17 protein-coding genes are annotated in these 21647 nt (G+C 74.1%); 12 read left to right on the top strand and 5 right to left on the bottom strand.

The features are described from left to right. The first annotated feature begins 8 nt into the window (after positions 1–8). Positions 9–1730, top strand: a complete 1722-nt coding sequence (locus JG616_RS07570; RefSeq protein WP_199362581.1) for an MFS transporter — start codon at positions 9–11, stop codon at positions 1728–1730. 3 nt (positions 1731–1733) lie between these two features. Here JG616_RS07570 and JG616_RS07565 read toward each other — a convergent pair whose 3' ends face one another. Next, on the bottom strand, positions 1734–2624 hold the full coding sequence (locus JG616_RS07565; protein WP_235973012.1) for a ComF family protein: 891 nt from the start codon (positions 2622–2624) through the stop codon (positions 1734–1736). Positions 2625–2673: 49 nt separating this feature from the next. Between JG616_RS07565 and bioB the strand changes: the two genes are divergently transcribed. From bioB to JG616_RS07535, 6 genes are all read left to right on the top strand, one after another. Next, the gene (gene bioB, locus JG616_RS07560) at positions 2674–3735 is read left to right on the top strand and encodes a biotin synthase BioB (RefSeq protein ID WP_199392189.1); all 1062 of its coding nucleotides are present in this window, start codon (positions 2674–2676) and stop codon (positions 3733–3735) included. Positions 3736–3744: 9 nt separating this feature from the next. Further along, on the top strand, positions 3745–4944 hold the full coding sequence (gene bioF, locus JG616_RS07555) for an 8-amino-7-oxononanoate synthase (RefSeq protein ID WP_199392188.1): 1200 nt from the start codon (positions 3745–3747) through the stop codon (positions 4942–4944). A gap of 4 nt (positions 4945–4948) precedes the next feature. Next, a complete protein-coding gene (locus JG616_RS07550) occupies positions 4949–5953 on the top strand; it encodes a multidrug resistance efflux transporter family protein (protein WP_343224997.1) in 1005 nt (334 codons plus the stop codon). A gap of 8 nt (positions 5954–5961) precedes the next feature. Next, complete coding sequence (locus JG616_RS07545) at positions 5962–6861, top strand: alpha/beta fold hydrolase (RefSeq protein WP_199392257.1); 900 nt, start codon at positions 5962–5964, stop codon at positions 6859–6861. Then, positions 6858–7751 carry a malonyl-ACP O-methyltransferase BioC gene (gene bioC / locus JG616_RS07540; RefSeq protein ID WP_199392186.1) on the top strand — a complete coding sequence of 298 codons (894 nt, stop codon included), beginning with the start codon at positions 6858–6860 and terminating at the stop codon, positions 7749–7751. The genes JG616_RS07545 and bioC overlap by 4 nt, the downstream gene beginning before the upstream one ends. A gap of 109 nt (positions 7752–7860) precedes the next feature. After that, positions 7861–8550 (top strand): hypothetical protein, encoded by a 690-nt coding sequence (locus JG616_RS07535; protein ID WP_199392185.1) that lies wholly within the window; start codon positions 7861–7863, stop codon positions 8548–8550. A 13-nt stretch (positions 8551–8563) separates the two neighbouring features. Here the strand turns inward: JG616_RS07535 and JG616_RS07530 are convergent, their stop codons facing one another. Together JG616_RS07530 and JG616_RS07525 are read right to left on the bottom strand one after the other, a co-directional pair. Continuing rightward, positions 8564–9184: a YdcF family protein gene (locus tag JG616_RS07530; protein ID WP_343224996.1), complete on the bottom strand. Its 621-nt coding sequence runs from the start codon at positions 9182–9184 to the stop codon at positions 8564–8566. Continuing rightward, complete coding sequence (locus tag JG616_RS07525) at positions 9181–10140, bottom strand: pyridoxal-phosphate dependent enzyme (protein WP_199392184.1); 960 nt, start codon at positions 10138–10140, stop codon at positions 9181–9183. Before JG616_RS07525 ends, JG616_RS07530 begins: the two co-directional genes overlap by 4 nt. 122 nt (positions 10141–10262) lie before the next feature. Between JG616_RS07525 and JG616_RS07520 the strand changes: the two genes are divergently transcribed. The 3 genes from JG616_RS07520 to JG616_RS07510 all read left to right on the top strand — a co-directional run bounded on the left by JG616_RS07520 (position 10263) and on the right by JG616_RS07510 (position 14429). Beyond that, the gene (locus JG616_RS07520) at positions 10263–11072 is read left to right on the top strand and encodes a hypothetical protein (RefSeq protein ID WP_199392183.1); all 810 of its coding nucleotides are present in this window, start codon (positions 10263–10265) and stop codon (positions 11070–11072) included. A gap of 406 nt (positions 11073–11478) precedes the next feature. Beyond that, positions 11479–13368, top strand: coding sequence for a tRNA uridine-5-carboxymethylaminomethyl(34) synthesis enzyme MnmG (gene mnmG, locus JG616_RS07515; RefSeq protein ID WP_199392182.1), 1890 nt, complete (start codon positions 11479–11481; stop codon positions 13366–13368). Between the two features lie 98 nt (positions 13369–13466). Further along, complete coding sequence (locus tag JG616_RS07510; RefSeq protein ID WP_235973011.1) at positions 13467–14429, top strand: cation transporter; 963 nt, start codon at positions 13467–13469, stop codon at positions 14427–14429. Positions 14430–14433: 4 nt separating this feature from the next. Here the strand turns inward: JG616_RS07510 and JG616_RS07505 are convergent, their stop codons facing one another. Next, positions 14434–14628 carry an oxidoreductase-like domain-containing protein gene (locus tag JG616_RS07505; protein WP_199392180.1) on the bottom strand — a complete coding sequence of 65 codons (195 nt, stop codon included), beginning with the start codon at positions 14626–14628 and terminating at the stop codon, positions 14434–14436. Between the two features lie 158 nt (positions 14629–14786). Between JG616_RS07505 and JG616_RS07500 the strand changes: the two genes are divergently transcribed. Next, positions 14787–17738 carry a ligand-binding sensor domain-containing diguanylate cyclase gene (locus JG616_RS07500; RefSeq protein WP_199392179.1) on the top strand — a complete coding sequence of 984 codons (2952 nt, stop codon included), beginning with the start codon at positions 14787–14789 and terminating at the stop codon, positions 17736–17738. A 43-nt stretch (positions 17739–17781) separates the two neighbouring features. Here JG616_RS07500 and JG616_RS07495 read toward each other — a convergent pair whose 3' ends face one another. Continuing rightward, positions 17782–20175 carry a Tex family protein gene (locus JG616_RS07495; protein WP_199392178.1) on the bottom strand — a complete coding sequence of 798 codons (2394 nt, stop codon included), beginning with the start codon at positions 20173–20175 and terminating at the stop codon, positions 17782–17784. Between the two features lie 152 nt (positions 20176–20327). Here JG616_RS07495 and JG616_RS07490 point away from each other — a divergent pair, with 152 nt between their 5' ends. Then, positions 20328–21614: a sialidase family protein gene (locus JG616_RS07490; RefSeq protein ID WP_199392177.1), complete on the top strand. Its 1287-nt coding sequence runs from the start codon at positions 20328–20330 to the stop codon at positions 21612–21614. Positions 21615–21647: the final 33 nt, after the last annotated feature.

The raw sequence follows: 21647 nt of genomic DNA, 5'->3' as shown, positions 1-21647 counted from the left end.
CCGCGCCGATGGCGCAGGCTCCCGACCAGCCGCCCGGCGTGACGCCTGGCCCGAGGCCCGACCAGCCGCCCGGCCCGACGCCGCGTCCGTCGGCGCTGTCGGCGATGCGCTATCCCGTGTTCCGCCGCGTCTGGCTGGCCAGCGCATCGTCCAACTTCGGCGGCATGATCCAGTCGGTCGGCGCGTCCTGGCTGATGCTCTCGATCGCGCAGTCGGCCGACATGGTCGCGCTGGTCCAGGCCTCGGTCGCGCTGCCGGTGGTGCTGTTCTCGCTGGTGGCCGGCGCGATGGCCGACAGCTTCGACCGCCGCCGGATGATGCTGGCGGCCCAGGTCTTCATGCTGCTGGTCTCGGTCGTGCTGGCGGTGTGCGCCTGGGCGGGGCTGATCACGCCGTGGCTGCTGCTGCTCTTCACCTTCCTGATCGGCTGCGGTTCGGCGTTCAACGCGCCGGCGTGGCAGGCGTCGGTGGGCGACATGGTGCCGCGAGCCGAGCTGCCCGGCGCGGTCGCCTTCAACAGCATGGGCTTCAACATCGCGCGCAGCGTGGGCCCGGCGATCGGCGGCGCGATCGTCGCGGCGGCGGGCGCGGCCGCGGCGTTCGCGGTCAATGCGGTGAGCTACGTCGCCCTGGTCGTGGTGCTGGCGCGCTGGCGCCCGGAGCGGAGCCCGCGCCAGCTTCCGCGCGAGGCGCTCGGCAGCGCGATGGCCGCCGGCCTGCGCTACGTGGCGATGTCGCCGGCCATCCGCACCGTGCTGGTGCGCGCGGTGGTCTTCGGCATCGGCGCGAGCGCGATCATGGCGCTGATGCCGCTGGTGGCCAGGGACGTGATCGCGGGCGGGCCGATGACCTACGGCCTGCTGCTGGGCGCCTTCGGGCTGGGCGCGATCGGCGGCGCGATGGGCAGCACGCGCCTGCGCGAGTCGCTGTCGAGCGAGTCCCTGGTGCGCTGCGCCTGCGTCGCGTTCGCGGCCGGCGCGGCGATCGCGGCGGTGAGCGGGATGCTGCTGCTGACGATGGTGGCCCTGTCGCTGTGCGGTGCGTCCTGGGTGCTGGCGCTGTCGACCTTCAACGTCACCGTGCAGCTGTCCACGCCGCGCTGGGTGGTGGCCCGGGCGCTGTCGCTGTACCAGATGGCGGCGTTCGGCGGCATGGCCCTGGGCAGCTGGCAGTGGGGCGCGATCGCCGACCGCAGCGACGTGCGCACCGCGCTGTTCGTGGCCGCCGCGACCATGCTGGCGAGCGCCGCGCTGGGCCTGTGGATCCCGCTGGCCCGGCTCGCCGAGCTCAACCTCGATCCGCTCCGCCCCTGGCGCGAGCCGGACACGGCGGTCCCGGTGCAGGCACGCACCGGGCCGGTGGTGGTCACGATCGAGTACCGGATCGGCGAAGAGGACGTGCTGGAGTTCCTCGGCGCGATGGCCGAGCGGCGCCGGATCCGCCGCCGCGACGGCGCGCGCCACTGGCGGGTGATGCGTGACCTGGCCGACCCGGAGGTCTGGATCGAGCGCTACGCGACGCCGACCTGGCTCGACTACATCCGCCACACCAGCCGCCTCACCCACGACGACGCCACGATCCCGGCGCAGCTGCGCGCGCTGCACCGCGGGCCCGAGGCGCCGCGCGTCCGGCGCATGATCGAGCGCCAGACCAGCGCCCTGCACACCGAGCCGGCCGCGGACCCGCAGGTGCTGACCGAACCGACCGCGGACTCCATCCGCCCCTCGTAGCGCTCACGGGGCGCGCGCGCAGACCCAGGCGTCGACGCGGTCGGCGCCGGCATCGAGCAGGGCATCGGCCGCCGCGTACAGGGTGGCGCCGGTGGTCATCACGTCGTCGACCAGGACCACGTGGGCGGGCACCGGCCGGGTGCCCGGCACCTCGAAGGCGTCGTGCAGGTTGGCCGCGCGCGCGCCGGCGTCCAGCCGCGACTGCGCGGCGGTGGCGCGCCTTCGGCGGAGCAGGTCGCCGCGCACCGGGATGCCGAGCATCCGGCCCAGCGGCCGGGCCAGTTCCAGCGCCTGGTTGTAGCCGCGTTCGCGAAGCCGCTGGCGGTGCAGGGGGATCGGGACCAGCGCGTCGGGTCGGCTGCGCTGTGCGAAGGCGACGGCCATGGACTGCGCCAGCAGGCGTCCCGCCGCCAGGTCGCGGTGGAACTTCAGCCGCGGCAGCAGGCGGTCGAGTGGAAAGCCGTAGAGGAAGGCGGCGTGCGCTTCCGCCAGCGGTGGCGGGTCGTGCTGGCAGGCGCTGCAGAGTCGGCTAAATGGGTACGCGGGCGGCCTCGCGGCCTTGTCCCCGTGTGTTGTGCAAGCGGCTTCCGTGCGGGCGCCTTCTGTAGGAGCGGCTACAGCCGCGATCGCCGTCGCGGTATCCCTGCCAATCGCGGCTGTAGCCGCTCCTACAAACGGCGGCAGCGGCAGCGGCAGCAGCGGCAGCGGCATCGCGCAGCTCAGGCAGGCCGGCGGCATCCACGGCAGGGCGGCCTCGCAGTGCGCGCAGAGGTCCAAGCGGCCGGGCGCGGGCTCCGTGCACACCAGGCAGCGCGGCGCCCAGAGTCGGCGGCCCAGCCGGGACAGCCAGCCGTCAACCGCGGCGGCCCGCGCGAGGTTGACAGGTCCGGGCATGCTTTCCAGACTGCCCGGTCTGCCTGCGCCAGGCCCTCAGGAACCCGCCATGCCCGCCGTCAGCGAATTCCCCGCCCGCGAGGCGGCCACGCCGCGCCATGACTGGACCCGCAGCGAGGTCGAGGCCCTGTTCGAGCTGCCGTTCCCCGAGCTGCTGTTCCGCGCCGCCAGCGTGCACCGCCAGGCCTTCGATCCCGCCGAGGTCCAGGTCAGCACCCTGCTGTCGGTGAAAACCGGCGGCTGCCCCGAGGACTGCGCCTACTGCCCGCAGGCCCAGCGCTACGACACCGGCGTCGACGCGCAGAAGCTGATGGAGACCGAAGCGGTGCTGGAAAAGGCCCGCCAGGCCAAGGCCGCCGGCGCCTCTCGCTTCTGCATGGGCGCCGCCTGGCGCTCGCCCAAGGACCGCGACATCCCGAAGGTGGCCGCGATGATCGCCGGGGTGAAGTCGCTCGGCCTCGAAACCTGCGCCACGCTCGGCATGCTCAGTGCGCCGCAGGCGCAGGCGCTGAAGGACGCGGGCCTCGACTACTACAACCACAACATCGACACCGATCCCGAGCACTACGGCGCGATCATCCGCACCCGCGAGCTGCAGGACCGCTTCGACACGCTCGGCCACGTGCGCGACGCCGGGCTCAAGACCTGCTGCGGCGGCATCGTGGGCATGGGCGAGACCCGCCGCCAGCGCGCCGGCTTCCTGCAGACCCTGGCGACGATGCCGGCGCACCCGGACTCGGTGCCGATCAATCGCCTGGTCCAGGTCGAAGGCACGCCGCTGCACGGCACCACCGAACTGGATCCCTTCGAGTTCGTGCGCACGATCGCCGTGGCCCGCATCCTGATGCCGCGTTCGATGGTGCGGCTTTCCGCCGGGCGCGAGCAGATGTCCGACGAGTTGCAGGCGCTGTGCTTCTCGGCCGGCGCCAACTCGATCTTCCACGGCGAGAAGCTGCTGACCACCGGCAACCCGGACGTCGCCCGCGACCAGGCGCTGTTCGAGCGCCTCGGCCTGCGCGCGATGCAGGTCTCCGTCGATGCCGAAGGCCATGACCATGGCGGCACCGTGCACGCCGACATCGTCGGCCAGCCCGGTCGCTGCGTCGCCTAGGATCGCCGCATGGCCGCCGCACGCCCCGATCTCCGCCGCCGCGTCCAGGCCCAGCGCGCGGACGCGCTCGCCCACGACCTGGTGCGCAGCCGCCGCGTGGTGACCCGCCGCGACGGCGTGCGCCTGCAGATCGACGACCGCTGGCTGCTGAACTTCTGCGGCAACGACTATCTCGGCCTCGCCCAGCAGTTCCAGGTGGTCGATGCGGTGCAGGGCGCGGCCGCGCGCGACGGCGTCGGCGGCATCGGCTCGCACCTGGTGTGCGGCCACCACGTCGCGCATGAAGCCCTGGAGCGCGAGGTCGCCGACTGGCTGCAGGTGCCGCGCGCGCTGGTCTTCGGCAGCGGCTATGCGGCCAACCTGGCCGTGCAGCAGGCGCTGCTGGGCGAGGACGACACCAGCGTGCAGGACCGCCTCAACCACGCCAGCCTGATCGACGGCGCGCGCCTGGCCGGCTGCCGCCTGCGCCGCTACCCGCACGGCGACGCCGAGGGCGCGCTGCGCCAGCTGCGCACCGTGCCCACCGGCGCCGCGATGCTGGCCACCGACGGCGTCTTCAGCATGGACGGCGACGTCGCGCCGCTGCGCCAGCTGGCGCTGGTGGCGCGCGTGCAGTCGGCGCTGCTGTACGTCGACGATGCGCACGGCGTGGGCGTGCTCGGCCCCGGCGGTCGCGGCAGCGTGGCCGAGGCGCGCCTGGGCGTGGACGAGGTGCCGCTGCAACTGGTGACCCTGGGCAAGGCGCTGGGCGGCTACGGCGCGGTGGTCGCCGGCGACGTCGACCTGGTCGAACACCTGGCCGGCAACGCGCGCCCCTACCTCTACACCACCGCGCTGCCGCCGCCGCAGGCCGCGGCGGCGCTGGCGGCGGTGAAGCTCGCGCGTCGCGAACACTGGCGGCGCGACAAGCTCGCCGCGCTGGTGCAGCGCTTCCGCGATGGCATGCACGCGCGCGGCTTCGCGCTCCCCGACTCCGCCACGCCGATCCAGCCGGTGCCGTGTGGCGACAACGCGCGCGCCCTCGACATGGCGGCGCGCCTGGAGGTCGAGGGTTTCCGCGTCGCCGCGATCCGCCCGCCGACCGTGCCCGAGGGTCGCGCGCGCCTGCGCGTGACGCTGTGCGCGGCCCACGGCGAGGACCAGGTCGATGCGCTGGTCGCCGCGCTCGCGCGGGCCCGCGACGCCATCGACGCCGCGCGCGCCGCCTGATCCCGTGTCGCCTGCAGCTCCCGCCACCAGCCGCGCGCTGGCCGCCGTCGGCCTCGGCCTGTGCTCGGCGCTGTTCTTCACCATGACCTACGTGCTCAATCGCGTCGGTGCGAATGCCGGCGGCGACTGGACCTGGACCGCCTGCCTGCGCTACCTGATCACCCTGCCGCTGCTGCTTCCGCTGCTGCCGTGGCAGGGCGGCGCGGCGCCGGTGTGGCGCGCCATCCGCCGCCATCCCCTGGCCTGGCTGCGCTGCAGCGCGATCGGTTTCGGCGCGTTCTACCTGCTGCTGTCGTTCGCCGCGTCCAGCGGCCCGTCGTGGCTGGTCGCGGGCAGCTTCCAGTTCACCGTGGTTGCGGGGATCCTGTGCGCGCCGCTGCTGTATCGCGACGCGCGCCGGCGGATCCCGCGCGCCGCGCTGATGGTCGCGGCGCTGATCCTGGCCGGCGTGCTGCTGCTGCAGGCCGGCCACGGCGGCGGTGCCATCGACCGCGCCGGCTGGATCGCGCTGGCCTGCGTGCTCGGCGCCGCGGTGGCCTATCCGCTGGGCAACCGCCTGCTGCTGCTGCACCTGGAGCGCAGTGGCGAGGACCTCAACGCCACCCAGCGCGTGTTCGGCATGACCCTGGCCAGCCAGCCGCTGTGGTGGCTGGTCGCGGCCTGGGCCTGGACGCGCAGCGGCGCGCCGCCGGCGGACCAGGTGTGGCTGGCGGCGGGCGTCGCGCTGAGCGCCGGCGTGATCGCCAGCATCCTGTTCTTCCAGGCCACCGGCATGGTGCGCGACAACCCGACGGCGCTTGGCGGCGTCGAGGCGATGCAGGGTTCCGAGCTGCTGTTCGCGATCGTGATCGGCGTGCTGTTCCTCGGCGAGCCGGTGCCCGGCGCGGTCGGCCTCGCGGGCGCGGCGCTGATCATCGGTGGCATCGGCGTCTTCGCCTGGCTGGTGTCGCGCCACGCGGCCGGCCATCCGGCGCGCCAGCGCGCGCTGCGCACGGACAAGGGCGCATGAGCGCGGACCTGCACATCGACGTGCACGGCCGCGGCGCGCCGCTGGTGCTGCTGCACGGCTGGGCGATGCACGGCGGCGTATTCGCACCGCTGGTGGCGCGGCTGGCGGATCGCTTCGAGCTGCATGTCGTCGACCTGCCAGGCCACGGCCGCAGCCGCGACAGCGCCGTCGCGCTCGAGCCGGACGCGGTGGTCGCGGCGGTGGCCGCGCGCGTGCCGGCCGCGCCCTGGCTCGGCTGGTCGCTCGGCGGCATGTTCGCGCTGCGCGCGGCGGCGCTGCGCCCGACGCAGGTGCCGGGACTGGTGATGCTGTGTTCGGCGCCGCGCTTCGTACGCGACGCTGCGCCGATCGCGGCTGTAGCCGCTCCTACAGCCCCGAGGCCAGCCGCGACTGCCACACCAGGCCATGCAACTGCAGGAGCGGCTACAGCCGCGATCGACGACAGCGGCAGATACGGCATGTCGGCGGAGATCTTCGCCAACTTCGCCAAGGGCCTGCGCGACGATTACCACGGCACCCTGGAGCGCTTCATCGCGCTCGAAGCCTTCGGCTCGGACGACGCCCGCGGCGCGCTGCGCGCGCTGCGCGGCGAGGTGTTCGCGCGCGGCGAGCCGCCGGCCGCGGCGCTGGCGCAGGGGCTCGACCTGCTGCGCACCGTGGACCAGCGCTCCCTGCTGCCGGGACTCGCGGTGCCGAGCCTGTGGATCGCCGGCCGTCGCGACCGCGTGGTGGATCCGCGGGCGATGCGCGCCGCCGCCGCGGCCGCGCCGGGCGCACACGTCGTGCAGATCGAACGCGGCGGACACGCCCCCTTCCTCACCCACGCCGACGAGGTGGCCGCGGCCATCGCCGGCTTCCTCGCGCAGGCCCGCGCGGGCACGGCGCCGGGCGCCACGGAATCGACATGAACGACGTCTTCGACCACCGCCAGGTCCGCCGCGCCTTCTCGCGCGCGGCCGGCAGCTACAGCGCCGCCGCCGACCTGCAGCGCGAGATCGAATCGCGCCTGCTCGAATCGCTGGAATACCTCGGCGAGCAGTCGCCGGCGAGCATCGTCGACCTCGGCAGCGGCCCCGGGACCGCCGCGATCGAGCTGCGACGGCGCTGGCCGAAGGCCCGCGTGGTCGCGATCGACCTCGCGCTGCCGATGCTGCGCCAGGTCGCGCCCAGGCGCGGCTGGAACCCGCTGCAGCGGCCCATCGACCGCATCTGCGCCGATGCCCGCGCGCTGCCCCTGGCCGACGACAGCGTCGACCTGATCTTCAGCAACCTCTGCCTGCAGTGGGTCGATGACCTCGACGCGCTGTTCGCCGGTTTCCGCCGCGTGCTGCGTCCGGGCGGCCTGCTGCTGTGTTCGACCTTCGGCCCCGACACCCTGCACGAACTGCGGACCGCGTTCGCCGGCGCCGACGCCGCGGCGCACGTCTCGCCCTTCCCGCCCATGGCCGCGTTCGGCGACGCGCTGATGCGCGCCGGGTTCCGCGATCCGGTGCTCGACCGCGACGTCGACGTGCATCGCCACCCCGACATGGCCGACCTCATGCGCGGCCTGCGCGCGCTGGGCGCGACCAATGCGCTCGCCACGCGGCGGCGTGCGCTGACCGGACGCGGGCGCTTCGCCGCCGCGCAGGCCGCCTACGAACCGTGGCGCGGTGAGGACGGCCTGCTGCCCGCCACCTGGGAAACCGTCACCGCGATGGCCTGGGCACCGGCGCACGGCCAGCCGATCCGCGAGGGCGGCGAGGACGTGGCGCGCTTCCCCGCATCCGGGATCCCGGTGCGCCGCCGCGGCGGCTGAGCCCGCCGGCAGCGGCACCCGCGCCGTGGCGCGCGGACACGCATGCGGCGCACCCGCGCCCGTGGCCAGCGTTCATCCTGCGGCGCAGGTCGCTGCATACACTCGCGCCATGCCGAACCTGCCGCCCCGAATCCAGTCCCGTCCCGCCATCGCGCGCTCCGGCCACGCCAGCCGCGCCACTGGCCTGCAGCACCGGCTGCGTCGCATGCTCGCGCTGCCGGCGCTCCTGCTCGCACTCGCGCCGGTGCTGTCGGCGAACGCCCAGCGCTACGACATCGATCTCTCCCAGCTCGATCCGTCCGCGGTGATGTCGCTTGGCGACGACGTGCTGCTGCGCGCGCCGGACCCGGCGATCGACCGCCTGTTCAAGGCCGTGCACGCCAGCTCCCGCTCGGACAGCGAATCCACCGCCCTGTGCACGCTGTTCGAGCCGGACGCCGCGCGCGACGTGGCGGCGTTCCAGCGCGCGGTCGATCGCCTGGGCGATGCCAGCCGCGAGCGCTTCGTGCTGGCCTTCACCGACATCGCGCTGACCGGGCTGCAGGGCCAGATGCAGCCCTACGATCCCGCGCATGCGCGCCAGGTGCTGAAGTCGGCCGCGGTCAGCGCGACCTTCCTGCACGAGGGGTTCATGCTCGGGCTCGCCTCCGAGGGGAGTGACGCGGCCAGCCGCGCCGCGCGCTGCCGCTCCTTCCGCTGGCTGGTGGGCGTGCTCGACGGCCTGCCGCAGGCCGACCGCGCCGCGGCCACGCGCTGGCTGCTGCGCGAAGGATTGACCCTGGTGGGGCAGGCCGGCTGACGGGGCGGCCGGCTCAGTCCGGCGAAACCACCAGGTCGCGGTGGAAGAAGTACACCTCGCGCGCGAGGAAGCGCCAGCGGGTGCGGAAGCTGCGGAAGCGCGTGCTGGGGGTCGGCGAGCCCACCGCGTCGATGCCGAGGTGGCGGCACAGCCGCAGCGCGCGCGCCATGTGCAGCGGGTCGCTGACCACGATCACGCGCTGCAGGCCGTGGTCGGACAGCAGGTCGCGGCTGCGCGCGAGGTTCTGGTAGGTGGTGCGCGACAGCGTCTCGATCAGGATCGCGTCCTCCGGCACGCCGGCGCGCAGCGCGAAGCTGCGCGCGACCTGCGACTCCGAGAAGCGCGCGCCGTCGCCGTAGCCGCCGGTGAACACCAGGGCACCGGCATAGCCGCGGTCGTAGAGCTCGATGCCGTGGCGGATGCGCTCGGTGAACACCGGCGAGGGACGCGTGTCGTAGGCCGCCGCCCCCAGCACCACGATCGCGTCGGCCGGCCGCGCCTGGTCGCGTCCACCGACATAGACGATCCACGCGGCCACGCCCAGCAGCCACAGCACCACCACCAGCAGCAGGCGCAGCGGCCAGCGCCACAGGCGCCGCGGCCGGGCGCCGCGGTGGCGTCGCCGGCGCCTCACGCCGCCGCGGCCCAGGGCAGGGCGTCGAGGTCGACGTTGCCGCCGCTCAGCACCACGCCCACGCGCAGCCCCGCGAAGCGCTCGCGATGCGCGAGCACCGCCGCCAGCGCGATCGCCGAGGACGGCTCGACCACCTGCTTCATGCGCTGCCAGATGAGGCGCATGGCCGAGACGGTGCTGGCGTCGTCGACCACCAGCACCTCGGCGCCGTGCGCGTGCAGGATCTCGAAGCCCGGCGCCCCGAGGGTGCCGCGCAAGCCGTCGCAGATCGTGTCGGGGACGAACCCGGTGACCCGTTCGCCGCGGGCCAGCGAGTCGCGGGTCTCGGCCGCGCCGGCCGGCTCGGCCAGCACCAGTCGGCATCCGGGCGCGCGGGCCGCCAGCGCCAGGGCCGTGCCCGCGGCCAGCCCGCCGCCGCCCACCGGCACCACCAGGGCATCGAACGGGCCCGAGCTGGCCAGCAGTTCCAGCGCCGCCGTGCCCTGGCCGGCGATGACCGCGGGATCCGCGTACGGATGCACGAACACGGCGCCGGTCGCGTCGATGACGCCGGCGCAGGCGGCTTCACGCGCGGCGATCCCGGCATCGCAGTGGTGCAGGACCGCGCCGTAGCCGGCGATCGCCGCGAGCTTGCTGGTGACTGCGCCCCGCGGCGCCACCACCTGGCAGCCGATGCGCCGCGTGGTCGCGGCCAGCGCCAGCGCGGCGCCGTGGTTTCCGGAGGAGTGGGTGGCCACCCCCCGCCGCGCCTGCGCCTCGGACAGGGCCCAGACCGCGTTGCAGGCGCCGCGGAACTTGAACGCGCCGGCGCGCTGCAGGTGCTCGGCCTTGAACGCGAGGTGGCAACCGGCCAACGCGTCGATGGCCGTGGAACGCAGCACCGGCGTGGGCTGCGTGTGGGGTGCGATCCGGGCGGCGGCGGCCAGGACGTCGTCGAAAGTGACGGCAGCGGGCATGCCGCCAGACTAGCGGACTTGCGGACGCGGTTCAGCTGCGTCCACCCTGCGGGTCCGGGGTTAAGCCGCAATTCAATGGCCTGGGCCGACCCTGTGACGGCAACCACACGGGGGAAGGCGACATGCGCAAGATCCTCATCGGCCTCGCCGCAGCCCTCCTGGCCGGTTGCGCGACGGGCTATGGCTACAGCGAGTACGGCGGCAGCTATGGCCGCGGCTACGGCGACTACTACCATGGCAGCGCCGCGCCCTACGGCCATTCCGGCTACTACGATCCGTACTACGGCGGCTATGGCTACGGCAGTCCCGGTTACTACCGCGGCTCGGGCTACTACGGCGGCCTCTACGGCGCGTGGGGCTCCCCGTGGTACGGCGGCTACCCCGGCTGGTACAGCCGTCCCGGATACCAGCACCGTCCGCCCTATCGTCCCCAGCCCGGCGGCCGGGACCGCCCCGATGTCCGCCCGCCGGTGAGCAGGGGGCCCGGATCCTCCAACCCGCGGATTCCGTCGTCGCTGGAGGAGTTCGAGCGGATACGGGACGCGCGGCGCGCGTCCCCGCGGCCGGGCGCCGCGTCCCCGCTGACGCGCGGCGTCGGTGAAGCGGCTCCGCCGCGCAGCCGCCTGCGCTCGCCCCAGGAGCTGCGTCGTCCGATGCCGCCGCTTCAGCGCAGCGCGCCGGTCCGGCAGCAGCCGACCGCACCGCCCCGCAGTCGTGTGCGCGATGGCGGTGCCCTGCGCGCGCCTGCGGGATCGGACGCGCCGCTGCGCTCCGCGCCGTCGCCGCGGATGCGCACGATGCCGGCCCCGCGGGCCCAGACCGCGCCGCCGATGCGGCAGGCACCGAGGCAATCGGCCCCATCGCGGGCCTCGGCTCCCACCCGCGTGTCTCCGCAGCGGCTGCGCCGGCCGGCGACCGAGGAAGAGCGGTAACGCGACCGCCGTCGCGCAAATCGGCCTCGGGAACGCTTGCGCCGGCATCGCAGTCGTCGCAAGCTAGGCCGACTGACCGGTTGCGTCGCTTCCTGACGTAAACCGGGGTGACCAATGTCGACACCCGGCGGGGGAGCCCGGATCCCCCCTGTTCCGCTCCTGCCGGGTGTCGGCGCCTTACCCGGCATCGCGGGCCTCCAGGGCCCGCCGAAAAAAAACGGGGCCGAACGTCCCCCGACGTCCGGCCCCTTCGCTTCCCCGGGATGCGCTTGGCCAGCCCTGTTCCAATCTCCGGCCACGCCCCCCTAGGCGATTGCCATCCCGGGTGCGCCTGTATCGAATGCAGGATGCGTGCCAACTTCCCTCCGCCCGCCGCATCGACGCGGCCAAGCGCGATAATTGCGAAATGCATCACGACTTCCATCGCCACGACGTCATCGTGATCGGCGGCGGCCACGCCGGCACCGAAGCCGCGCTCGCCGCGGCGCGTGCCGGCGCGCGCACGCTGCTGCTCACGCACAGCATCGAGACCATCGGTGCGATGAGCTGCAATCCGGCGATCGGCGGCATCGGCAAGGGCCACCTGGTGCGCGAGATCGATGCGCTGGGTGGACTGATGGCGCGCGCCGCCGACGCGGCCGGCATCCAGTGGCGCCGGCTCAACGCGTCCAAGGGTCCGGCCGTTCGCGCGACGCGCTGCCAGGCCGACCGCGCGCTGTACCGCGCCTTCGTCCGCCGTGCCGTGGAAGCGCAGCCGGGCCTCACGGTGTTCCAGGCCGCGGTCGACGACCTGGTGATCGAGGGCGGCACGGTGCGCGGTGCGATCACCCACACCGGACTGCGCTTCGATGCGCCGGCGGTGGTGCTCACTGCGGGCACCTTCCTGGCCGGCCGCATCCACGTGGGCGAAGCGCAGCACGCGGGCGGGCGCATGGGGGATCCGCCCTCGACGCGGCTGGCCGAACGCCTGCGCGAAGGCCCCTTCGTCGTCGACCGCCTAAAAACCGGAACGCCGCCGCGCATCGACGGCCGCACGCTGGACTATTCGGTGATGGTCGAGCAGCCCGGCGACGACCCGCGTCCGGTGTTCTCGTTCATGGGCACGCGCGACGACCACCCGGCGCAGGTGTCGTGCTGGATCACCCAGACCACGGCGCGCACGCACGACATCATCCGCGCCGCGCTGCATCGCTCGCCGCTGTATTCCGGGCAGATCGAAGGCACCGGGCCGCGCTACTGCCCCTCGATCGAGGACAAGGTGGTGCGCTTCGCGGAGAAGGACAGCCACCAGGTGTTCGTCGAACCCGAAGGCCTCGGCGTGGCCGAGATCTATCCCAACGGCATCTCGACCTCGCTGCCATTCGACGTGCAGCTGGCGCTGGTGCGCTCGGTGCAGGGCTTCGAGCGCGCGCACATCACCCGCCCGGGCTACGCCATCGAATACGACTACTTCGATCCGCGCGGACTCAAGGCGACGCTGGAGACCAAGGCCGTCGCCGGGCTGTACTTCGCCGGCCAGATCAACGGCACCACCGGCTACGAAGAGGCCGCCGCGCAGGGACTGCTCGCCGGGGCGAACGCCGCGCGCGCCGTGCAGGGCCGCGAGGGCTGGGCGCCGCGCCGCGACCAGGCCTACCTGGGCGTGCTGGTCGACGACCTCATCACCCACGGCACCGTCGAGCCCTACCGCATGTTCACCAGCCGCGCCGAGTACCGGCTGCAGCTGCGCGAGGACAACGCCGACCTGCGGCTGACCCCCGTTGGCCGCGGGCTCGGCCTCGTCGAAGACGCGCGCTGGAGCGCGTTCGCGCGCAAGCGCGACGCGGTCGCCGTCGAAACGCAGCGCCTGGGCGCGCTGTGGGCCTCGCCGAACAACGCCACCGGGCGCGACGCCGCCGCCACCCTCGGCATCGACATCAGCCGCGAGTGCAGCGGACTCGACCTGCTGCGCCGCCCGGAGCTCGACTACGCGAAACTGGCGTCCGTGGCGTCGTTCGGCCCGGCGGTGGCGGATGCGGCGGTGGCCGAACAGGTCGAGATCGAGGCCAAGTACGCCGGCTACCTCGAACGCCAGCGCGAGGAGATCGCGCGCCAGCGACGCAGCGAGGACGCGCTGATCGGGGGGGGCTTCGACTACGCCACCGTGCGCGGCCTGTCCGCCGAGCTGCGGCAGAAGCTGGAGCAGGTCCGGCCGCAGACCGTCGGCCAGGCGCAGCGAATCCCCGGCATGACCCCGGCGGCGATCTCGCTGCTGCTGGTGCACCTGGAGCGCGCGCGGCGCATCGCCGCGGCCTGAGGCTCGACGTGGGATGCGGCCGCGCGCCGCTGGCGAGCATCCGCTCCCGGGCGGCCTGGCCGATGGCGCCGCCGCGGTCCGGGCGGCAAGCTGTCGCCATGGACCGTCTCCATCTTCCCTCCACCGACGCGCCGGCCGCCGGCAGCGAGCAGGCCGTGCTGCGCGCGTCGATCTTCGCGACCGTGCTGGTGGCGGCGCTGGGCATCGTCGCGGGCCTCGCGTCGGGCTCGTTCGCGATCGTCTTCGACGGCGTGTACTCGCTGTTCGACGCCCTGGCCAGCATGCTCGCCCTGCTGGTGGCCAACATGATCGCGGCCTATGGCGCCAGCGGCGAGCGCGGCGGTGAGCTCGAGGAGCGCTTCACCATGGGCGTCTGGCACCTCGAGCCGATGGTGCTGGGGGCGACCGGCCTGCTGCTGATCGGTTCCACCAGCTACGCGCTGATCAATGCCATCGGCAGCTTCCTGTCCGGCGGCCGCGAACTTCAGTTCGGCCAGGCGATCGCCTATGCCGTGGTCACCCTGGCGGTCAGCCTGGCGATGGCCGCGTACGGCCATCGCGCCAACCGGCGCCTGCGCTCGCCGCTGGTGCTGATCGACGTGCAGGCCTGGCTGATTTCGGCGGCGATCACCGCGGCCCTGCTGGTGGCCTTCGTCGTCGGCGTGGCGATCCAGGGCACGCGCTACGACTGGATGGTGCCCTACGTCGATCCGGCGGTGCTGGCCCTGGTGTGCCTGGTGATCCTCCCGCTGCCGCTGCGCACCGTGCGCGCGGCGCTGGCCGACGTGCTGATGGTGACGCCGCCGCTGCTGAAGCAGCACGTCGACGCGGTCGCGCGCGCCTTCGTCGAACGCGAAGGCTTCCTGTCGCACCGGGCCTACGTGGTGCGCAAGGGCCGTGGCCGGCATATCGAGGTGTTCTTCATCGTGCCGCGCGGGTGGCCGGCGCGCACGCTGGAAGCCTGGGACGAGCTGCGCGACGAGATCGGCGAGGCGATCGGAGAAGACAGCCCCGACCGCTGGCTCACCATCGCCTTCACCGCCGATCGCGAGTGGGCCTGAGGCCTCAGTCGCCGGCGGCGCCGGGATGGCGCTCCAGCCATTTCGCCAGCTGCTCGCGGTAATACTGCAGCTCGTCGGCGTAGCTGTCGTTCACGCAGGGGTCGCAGCCGCTGTCGCAGCAGTCGCTGGGCAGGGGCGCTTCGGGCGGGACCGGGCGCGGGTCGGCGTCCAGGAGGGTGAGGGGCAGGCGCTGGGACATGGCCCGCCATTGTCCCATCACGCGGCTGCGGCTGCAGCCGCCGGGGCCGGGACTGCAGCCGCGAGGTGCGGCCCAGGCCCGTGCGGGCGCTTGCTACACTGCCGCGGAGACGTGAACAGGGGCACGTTGCGACCCGAATGCCAGGCGTGTCTTCCCGAATGTGCGCCGGCGTCGCGCCGCGGCTGCGCCGTGCGTGGGCGGTGCTGCTCGTCTGCGCGCTGCTGGCCGCGGCGGGCGCGGCCCTCGCGCTGGATCCGGGGCTGCCGCCCGAGCGCTACACGGTCACCCGCTGGAGCGCGGACGACGGCCTGCCGCACAGCCAGGTCCACGACATCGTCCAGACCGACGACGGCTTCCTCTGGATCGCCACCTGGGAAGGAACGGTGCGCTTCGACGGCCGCCAGTTCCGCGAGGTCGAAGCGCTCAACCACGCCGAAGGCCGCCGCCTGCCCTCGCGGCTGTTCTGGCGCGACGCCGATGGCAGCTTCCTGGCCGCCGTCGACCACCTCGGCCTGAGGCGGGTCCTCGCGGATGGCGCGGTGCGGCCGGCCTGCACCGGCTTCCCGCGGCTGGACGCGATGCGCGTGGCCGCGGGCCGCGATGGCCGGGCCTGGGTGGCGGCCCGCGACGGCCTGTACCGCGTCGGAGGCGAGGGCGACTGCATCCGGGTGGAGGGCGGTGCCAGCCTGGTGGCGCAGCCGGTGCTGGCCCTGGTCGCGCATCCGGACGGCAGCCTGTGGGTGGGCAACCGCCGCGGCCTGCACCGCTGGAACGGCGGCGAACTCGAGCCGCTGGGCGAACGCCTCGGCCTGCCGCGTGGCGAGGTCCGGGTGCTCGAGACGACCCGCGAAGGCGACATCTGGGTCGGCGGCGACGCCGGGGCCTGGCGCTACCGCCAGGGCCGGCTGGAGCGCCATCGCAGCGAACGCGTCGAGGGCCTGCTCGAGGACCGCCAGGGCGCGGTCTGGGTGGCCGCCACCGAGTCCAGGATGCTGCGGTTCTGGAAGGGGCGCTGGCAGGCGCTGGACGCCCGCCACGGCGTGGAGGGCTACGCCACCGGGGCGCTGTACGAAGGTCGAGAGGGGCTGGTCTGGTTCGGGACCACCCACGGGCTGTTCCGGGTCTCGGATGGCCCGGTCTGGGGCGTCGGACGCCAGCACGGCCTGCCCACCGACTACATCCGCAGCCTGCTGCAGACGCGCGACGGGCAGGTGTGGATCGGTCACTCCGGCGGCCTGAGCCGGATGCGCGGCGCCGACATCGAAGAGGTCTATCCGAAGCAGGGCCAGCCGCGCGGCTCGGTGCTGTCGCTGGCGCGCGCCGCCGACGGCGGCGTCTGGGCCGGCACCTACAACCGCGGCGTGCTCCACGTGGGCGCGGGCCCGGCGGCCCCGGTGCGCGCGCTGGGCGGGGTCGACGGCCGCCTGGCCACCGAGCAGGTCCGCGTGCTGGCCGAGGACGCGCAGGGCACGCTGTGGATCGGGACCGAGCGCGGGCTGATGGCCTGGCGCCGTGGCGTGCTCGAGGTCGAACCGCTGCCAGGGCTGCCGGCGCTGCCGGTGCGCGCGCTGCACTGGACCGGCAACGGGCGGATGTGGGTCGGGTTCCTCGGAGGGCTGGCACGGGTCGAACCCGACGGCCGCGTCGAGGTGCTGCAGGCCGAACGCGACTATCCCGCGCTGTCGGCGCTCGACTTCCTGCCCGCGTCCGGCGGCGGCCTGTGGATCGCCAGCGACCGTGGGCTGCTGCGCCACGATGCCGCGGGTTTCCGCCTGTACGGCCGCGAGCAGGGGCTGTCGGGCAGCACGGTGTTCCGGATCCTCGGCGACGACTTCGACAACCTCTGGATCAGCGGCAACGACGGCGTCACCCGGATCCCGCTCGCCGCCTTCGACGCCGTCGACCAGGGCCGCAGCGCGCGCCTGGACCTGCAGGGCTTCACCCGCGACGACGGCATGCCCAGCCGCCAGGCCAACGGCGGCAGCGCGCCCGCGGGATGGCGCATGCACGACGGCGAACTGTGGCTGCCGACCGCGCGCGGGATCGCGGTCTTCGATCCACGGCGGGTCATGGATGCGCTGGACGGCGTCGTCTCGCTGGTGGTCGACGACCTGGTGGTCGACGGTGCGCCGCTCGCGCCCGGCCAGCTGCAGGCGCTGCCCGCGGGCGCGCGCCTGGGCATCGGCTTCACCGGCATCAGCCTGCGCAACCCGGGAGGCCTGCGCTACCGCTACCGCATGCACGGCCTCGACGCCGGATGGATCGAGGCCGCGCACGCCGGCGAGGTCACCTACACCAACCTGCCGCCCGGCCCGTTGGGCTTCGAGCTGCAGGTGGCGCGCGCGCCGGTGGACTGGTCGCGCCCGGCCGGCACCGCCCGGCTGGAGCTCGAGGTCGCGGCGCCCTGGTGGTCGCGGCCGGACGCGCGTGCGGCGATGGTGGCGGGCCTGCTGCTGCTGTTCGCCGGGATCCACCAGTGGCTCGGGCGCCACCAGCGTGCGCGCCAGCGGCGGTTGGAGACGCGCGTGGCCCAGCGCACCGAGGAGCTGCGCGAGAAGAACCGCCAGCTCGAGGACGCCTCGCGCCAGCGCGAGCTGCTGATGGAGCAGCTCGCGCACCAGGCCAGCCACGACCCGCTGACCGGCCTGCCCAACCGCCGCGCCAGCGACCAGGACCTGGCCGCGGCGATCGGCCAGTCGGAAGCCGGCGGTGCGCCGATGTGCGTGGCGATCATCGACATCGACCGCTTCAAGGACATCAACGACCGCCATGGCCACCTCGCCGGCGATCGCGTGCTGGCGCGCGTGGCAGGGCAGCTGCACGCATCGCTGCAGTATCCGGCGGCCTTCATCGGCCGCACCGGCGGCGAGGAGTTCACCGTGGTGATCCGCGGCACCCGGCTGCAGGACGCGGTGCTGCGGCTGGAGCGCGCGCGGCGCGACGTGGCCGCGCTGCGCATCGCGCCCGATGGCGAGGTGCTGGCCTGCACGATCAGCATCGGCGTGGCCGAGCGCGCACGCGGCGAAGGCGCCGACGCCCTGCTGCGGCGCGCCGACCGCGCGCTGTACGACGCCAAGCAGCGCGGGCGCGACCGCGTCGTCGCGGTCTGAGGTCCGGTTCCGTCCCGCGTGTGGCGGGGACGGGACCGCCGGATCAGCCGCCCTTGGCGCGGGCGAAGGCGTCGGCCAACGCGCTGTTGGCCGGCGCGGCCGCCGGGCGCACGGAGCCGCCGCCACCACCGCGCGGCGCGGCGCCGCCGGCCGGACGCGAACCGCCGCCGCGGTGCCCCTGGCCAGCCCGCTCGCCCCTCGGACCGGCGTCGCGGCGCGCGTCCTGGCGCTGCTCGCGCGGCGCCGGGGCATCGTCCAGGCGCCGCGTCAGCGCGATGCGCTTGCGGGCCACGTCGACCTCCAGCACTTTCACCCGGACGATGTCGCCGGCCTTGACCACCTCGCGCGGATCCTTGACGTAGCGATCCGACAGCGCCGAGATGTGGACCAGGCCGTCCTGGTGCACGCCGATGTCGACGAAGGCGCCGAAGGCCGCGACGTTGCTCACCACGCCCTCCAGGATCATCCCTTCGCGCAGGTCCTTGATGTCCTCGACCCCGTCGGCGAACTTCGCCGCCTTGAACTCGGGGCGCGGATCGCGGCCGGGCTTCTCCAGCTCGGCGAGGATGTCGCGCACGGTCGGCTCGCCGAAGCGCGCGTCGACGTAGTCGCGCGGCTTCAACGTGCGCACGAAACCGCCGTCGCCGACCAGCGCCTGGATCGGCTTGCCGGTGGCGGCGACGATGCGCTCGACCACCGGATAGGCTTCCGGGTGCACGGCCGATGCGTCCAGCGGCTCGTCGCCATCGGCGATGCGCAGGAAGCCGGCGCACTGCTCGAAGGTCTTCTCGCCCAGGCGCGGCACCTTCAGCAGGTCCTTCCGGCGCTTGAACGGCCCATTGGCATCGCGGTGCGCGACGATGTTCGCCGCCACCGTGGACGACAGGCCGGACACGCGCGAGAGCAGCGCGCCCGAGGCGGTGTTGACGTGCACGCCGACCGCGTTGACGCAGTCCTCGACCCGCGCATCCAGCGCGCGGGCGAGCCTGAACTGGTCGACATCGTGCTGGTACTGGCCCACGCCGATCGCCTTGGGCTCGATCTTCACCAGCTCGGCCAGCGGGTCCTGCAGCCGCCGCGCGATCGACACCGCGCCGCGGATCGAGACGTCGAGGTCCGGGAATTCCTTCGCCGCGGTTTCCGAGGCGGAGTACACCGAGGCACCCGCCTCGCTGACCACGATCTTCTGCATCGCCAGCGCAGGGACGCGCTTCAGCAGGTCGCCGGCCAACCGGTCGGTTTCGCGCGAGGCGGTGCCGTTGCCGATCGCGACCAGCTGCACGCCATGCGCGGTGCACAGCTTCTCCAGGCTGGCCAGCGACTGGTCCCACTGCCGGCGCGGCTCGTGCGGGTAGATCGTGTCGGTGGCCACCAGCTTGCCGGTGGCGTCGACCACCGCGACCTTGACGCCGGTGCGCAGGCCCGGGTCGAGGCCGAGCACGGCTTTCGGGCCCGCCGGCGCGGCCAGCAGCAGGTCCTGCAGGTTGTCGCCGAACACCGCGATCGCCTCGGCCTCGGCCTTTTCGCGCGCCTGCGAGAACAGGTCGAGCATCAGGTGCAGCTGCAGCTTGGCGCGCCAGGCCAGGCGGCAGGCATTGAGCAGCCAGGCGTCGGCGGGCCGGCCGGAGGCGCGGATGCCCGCGCGCAGCGCGATCCGGCCCTCCGCATACGCATTGCCGGCCTCGACGTCGGCGCCCGGCTCCAGTTCGAGCGCCAGGAACTCCTCGCGGCGGCCGCGGAACAGGGCCAGCAGGCGGTGCGAGGGAATCTTCGCCAGCGGCTCGGCGTGGTCGAAGTAGTCCTGGAACTTCTCGCCCGCGGCCTCCTTGCCCTCGACCACCTTCGAGCGGATCACGCCGCGCTCGGCGAGCCATTCGCGCAGTTCGCCGATCAGCGCGGCGTCCTCGCCCCAGCGCTCGAGCAGGATCGCGCGCGCGCCGTCCAGCGCGGCCTTGGCATCGGCCACGCCTTTGTCGGTGTCGACGTAGCGCAGCGCGACTTCCTCGGGAACCTGCGAGGGATCGGCCAGCAGCCCGTCGGCCAGCGGCTCCAGGCCCGCCTCGCGCGCGATCTGGGCGCGGGTGCGGCGCTTCTGCTTGTAGGGCAGGTACAGGTCCTCCAGCCGCGACTTGCTGTCGGCGGCCTCGATGTCGGCGCGCAGTTCGTCGCTCAGCTTGCCCTGCTCGTCGACGCTGGCGAGGATCGCGGCGCGGCGGTCCTCGAGCTCCCGCAGGTAGGACAGGCGTGCTTCGAGGTCGCGCAGCTGGGTGTCGTCCAGGCCGCCGGTGACCTCCTTGCGGTAGCGGGCGATGAAGGGCACGGTCGCACCCTCGTCGAGCAGGCCGACGGCCGACTCGACCTGGCTGCGCTGGGCGCCGATCTCGGCGGCGATGGTCTGGGCGATCTTGCGCGCGAGCGCGGGGGACACTTCGGACATCGGGAGGCGGTCGTCATGCGGCGCTTGGCGCGGAACCGCCGATTGTCCCCCCGCATGCCGGCGCGCGGTACCCGTTGACACAGCGGACCGCGCGGGCCACGCGCAGGCGGCAGAGGTGGTGGACAGGGTCGCTGCCACGGTACGCTCGGGCCATGCGCACCGCCATCCTCGCCCTCGCCGTGCTGGGCCTCGTCGCCGGCTGCGGCGACGAGGCACCGGCGCCCGCCGCCGACGTCCCGTCCAGCACCGCCATCGCCGATCCCGCGCTCGAGCGCGTGGTCACCGGGTGGCCGCTGCCGGCCATGCTGCCCGGCTCCGCCCTGCCCGACCTGGTGGCGGTCGACGGCGACCGGCTGCTGCTGTCGTGGATCAACTCGCAGCCCGGCCGCCGGCACATCTTCCAGTTCTCCAGCTACGACCTCGCTGGCGCGCGCTGGGAGACCGCGCCGGCCACGATCGCGGTCGGCAACAGCATGTTCGTGAACTGGGCCGACACCCCGCACATCATGGCCACCGCCGACGGCGCGCTGTGGGCGCACTGGCTGCAGAAGAACGGCGATGCGCCCGCCGCCTACGACGTGGTGCTGGCGGTCTCGCGCGACGGCGGCCGCCGCTGGAGCGAGCCGGTGCGCCCGCACGCCGACGGCACCCGGACCGAACATGGTTTCGTCTCGATGTGGCGGCAGCCGCAGGACGGCCTGGGCATCGCCTGGCTCGACGGTCGCAACACCGCCGGTGCGCACGCGGCTGGCGGCGTCGGGGCGGACGGCGCGATGACCCTGCGCGCCACGAGCTTCGACGCCGGATTGCGCGGCGGCGCCGAGGTCGAGATCGACGCCAGCGTCTGCGACTGCTGCCAGACCAGCGCCGCGGTGACCGCGCGCGGGCCGCTGCTGGTCTACCGCGGGCGCACGGCGGGCGAAGTGCGCGACATCCTCGCCACCCGCCTCGACGGCGACGCGTGGACGCCGCCGAAGCCGGTGCATGCCGATGGCTGGGAAATGGCGGCGTGCCCGGTGAACGGCCCGGCCGTCGCCGCGCACGGCGAGGCCGCCGTGGTCGGCTGGTACACCGCCGCCTCCGGCGAGCCCGAGGTGCGCGTGGCGCACAGCGCGGATGCCGGGGACAGCTTCGCCGCTCCCGTGGTGCTCGACGCCGGCGATGCGGTGCATGGTCGAGTCGCCGTCGCGCTGGACCCGGCGCAGGCCTGGATCCTGTGGCTGCGCGAGGACGGCGAAGGCCAGTCGCTGTGGCTGTCGCGGCGCTCGCCCGACCTGGCCACCGAATACCAGCGCCTCGAGGTCGCACGGCTGGCGGGCCGTGGCCGCGGCACCGGTTTCCCGCAGCTGGCGGTGGCCGGCGGCGTGGCGCACGTGGTCTGGACCGACGCCGTGGACGGCGTCGCCAGCCTGCACGGCGCGCGCATCGTTCCGCGCTGACGCCGGTGGGCGCGGCGCGGCGACCGCCAGGCC

It is taken from the genome of Luteimonas sp. MC1895 (genome assembly GCF_016457215.1).
Lineage (GTDB): Bacteria > Pseudomonadota > Gammaproteobacteria > Xanthomonadales > Xanthomonadaceae > Luteimonas.
The sequence above is the reverse complement of the archived record's forward strand: the minus strand, read 5'-3'. Positions and strand labels throughout refer to the sequence as shown.

Coding starts and splice junctions, on each gene's coding strand:
- JG616_RS07570 (WP_199362581.1), top strand. CDS start 9: ATGGCGCAGGCTCCCGACCAGCCGCCCGGCGTGACGCCTGGCCCGAGG.
- JG616_RS07565 (WP_235973012.1), bottom strand. CDS start 2,624: ATGCCCGGACCTGTCAACCTCGCGCGGGCCGCCGCGGTTGACGGCTGG.
- bioB (WP_199392189.1), top strand. CDS start 2,674: ATGCCCGCCGTCAGCGAATTCCCCGCCCGCGAGGCGGCCACGCCGCGC.
- bioF (WP_199392188.1), top strand. CDS start 3,745: ATGGCCGCCGCACGCCCCGATCTCCGCCGCCGCGTCCAGGCCCAGCGC.
- bioC (WP_199392186.1), top strand. CDS start 6,858: ATGAACGACGTCTTCGACCACCGCCAGGTCCGCCGCGCCTTCTCGCGC.
- JG616_RS07535 (WP_199392185.1), top strand. CDS start 7,861: ATGCCGAACCTGCCGCCCCGAATCCAGTCCCGTCCCGCCATCGCGCGC.
- JG616_RS07525 (WP_199392184.1), bottom strand. CDS start 10,140: ATGCCCGCTGCCGTCACTTTCGACGACGTCCTGGCCGCCGCCGCCCGG.
- JG616_RS07520 (WP_199392183.1), top strand. CDS start 10,263: ATGCGCAAGATCCTCATCGGCCTCGCCGCAGCCCTCCTGGCCGGTTGC.
- mnmG (WP_199392182.1), top strand. CDS start 11,479: ATGCATCACGACTTCCATCGCCACGACGTCATCGTGATCGGCGGCGGC.
- JG616_RS07510 (WP_235973011.1), top strand. CDS start 13,467: ATGGACCGTCTCCATCTTCCCTCCACCGACGCGCCGGCCGCCGGCAGC.
- JG616_RS07505 (WP_199392180.1), bottom strand. CDS start 14,628: ATGTCCCAGCGCCTGCCCCTCACCCTCCTGGACGCCGACCCGCGCCCG.
- JG616_RS07500 (WP_199392179.1), top strand. CDS start 14,787: ATGTGCGCCGGCGTCGCGCCGCGGCTGCGCCGTGCGTGGGCGGTGCTG.
- JG616_RS07495 (WP_199392178.1), bottom strand. CDS start 20,175: ATGTCCGAAGTGTCCCCCGCGCTCGCGCGCAAGATCGCCCAGACCATC.
- JG616_RS07490 (WP_199392177.1), top strand. CDS start 20,328: ATGCGCACCGCCATCCTCGCCCTCGCCGTGCTGGGCCTCGTCGCCGGC.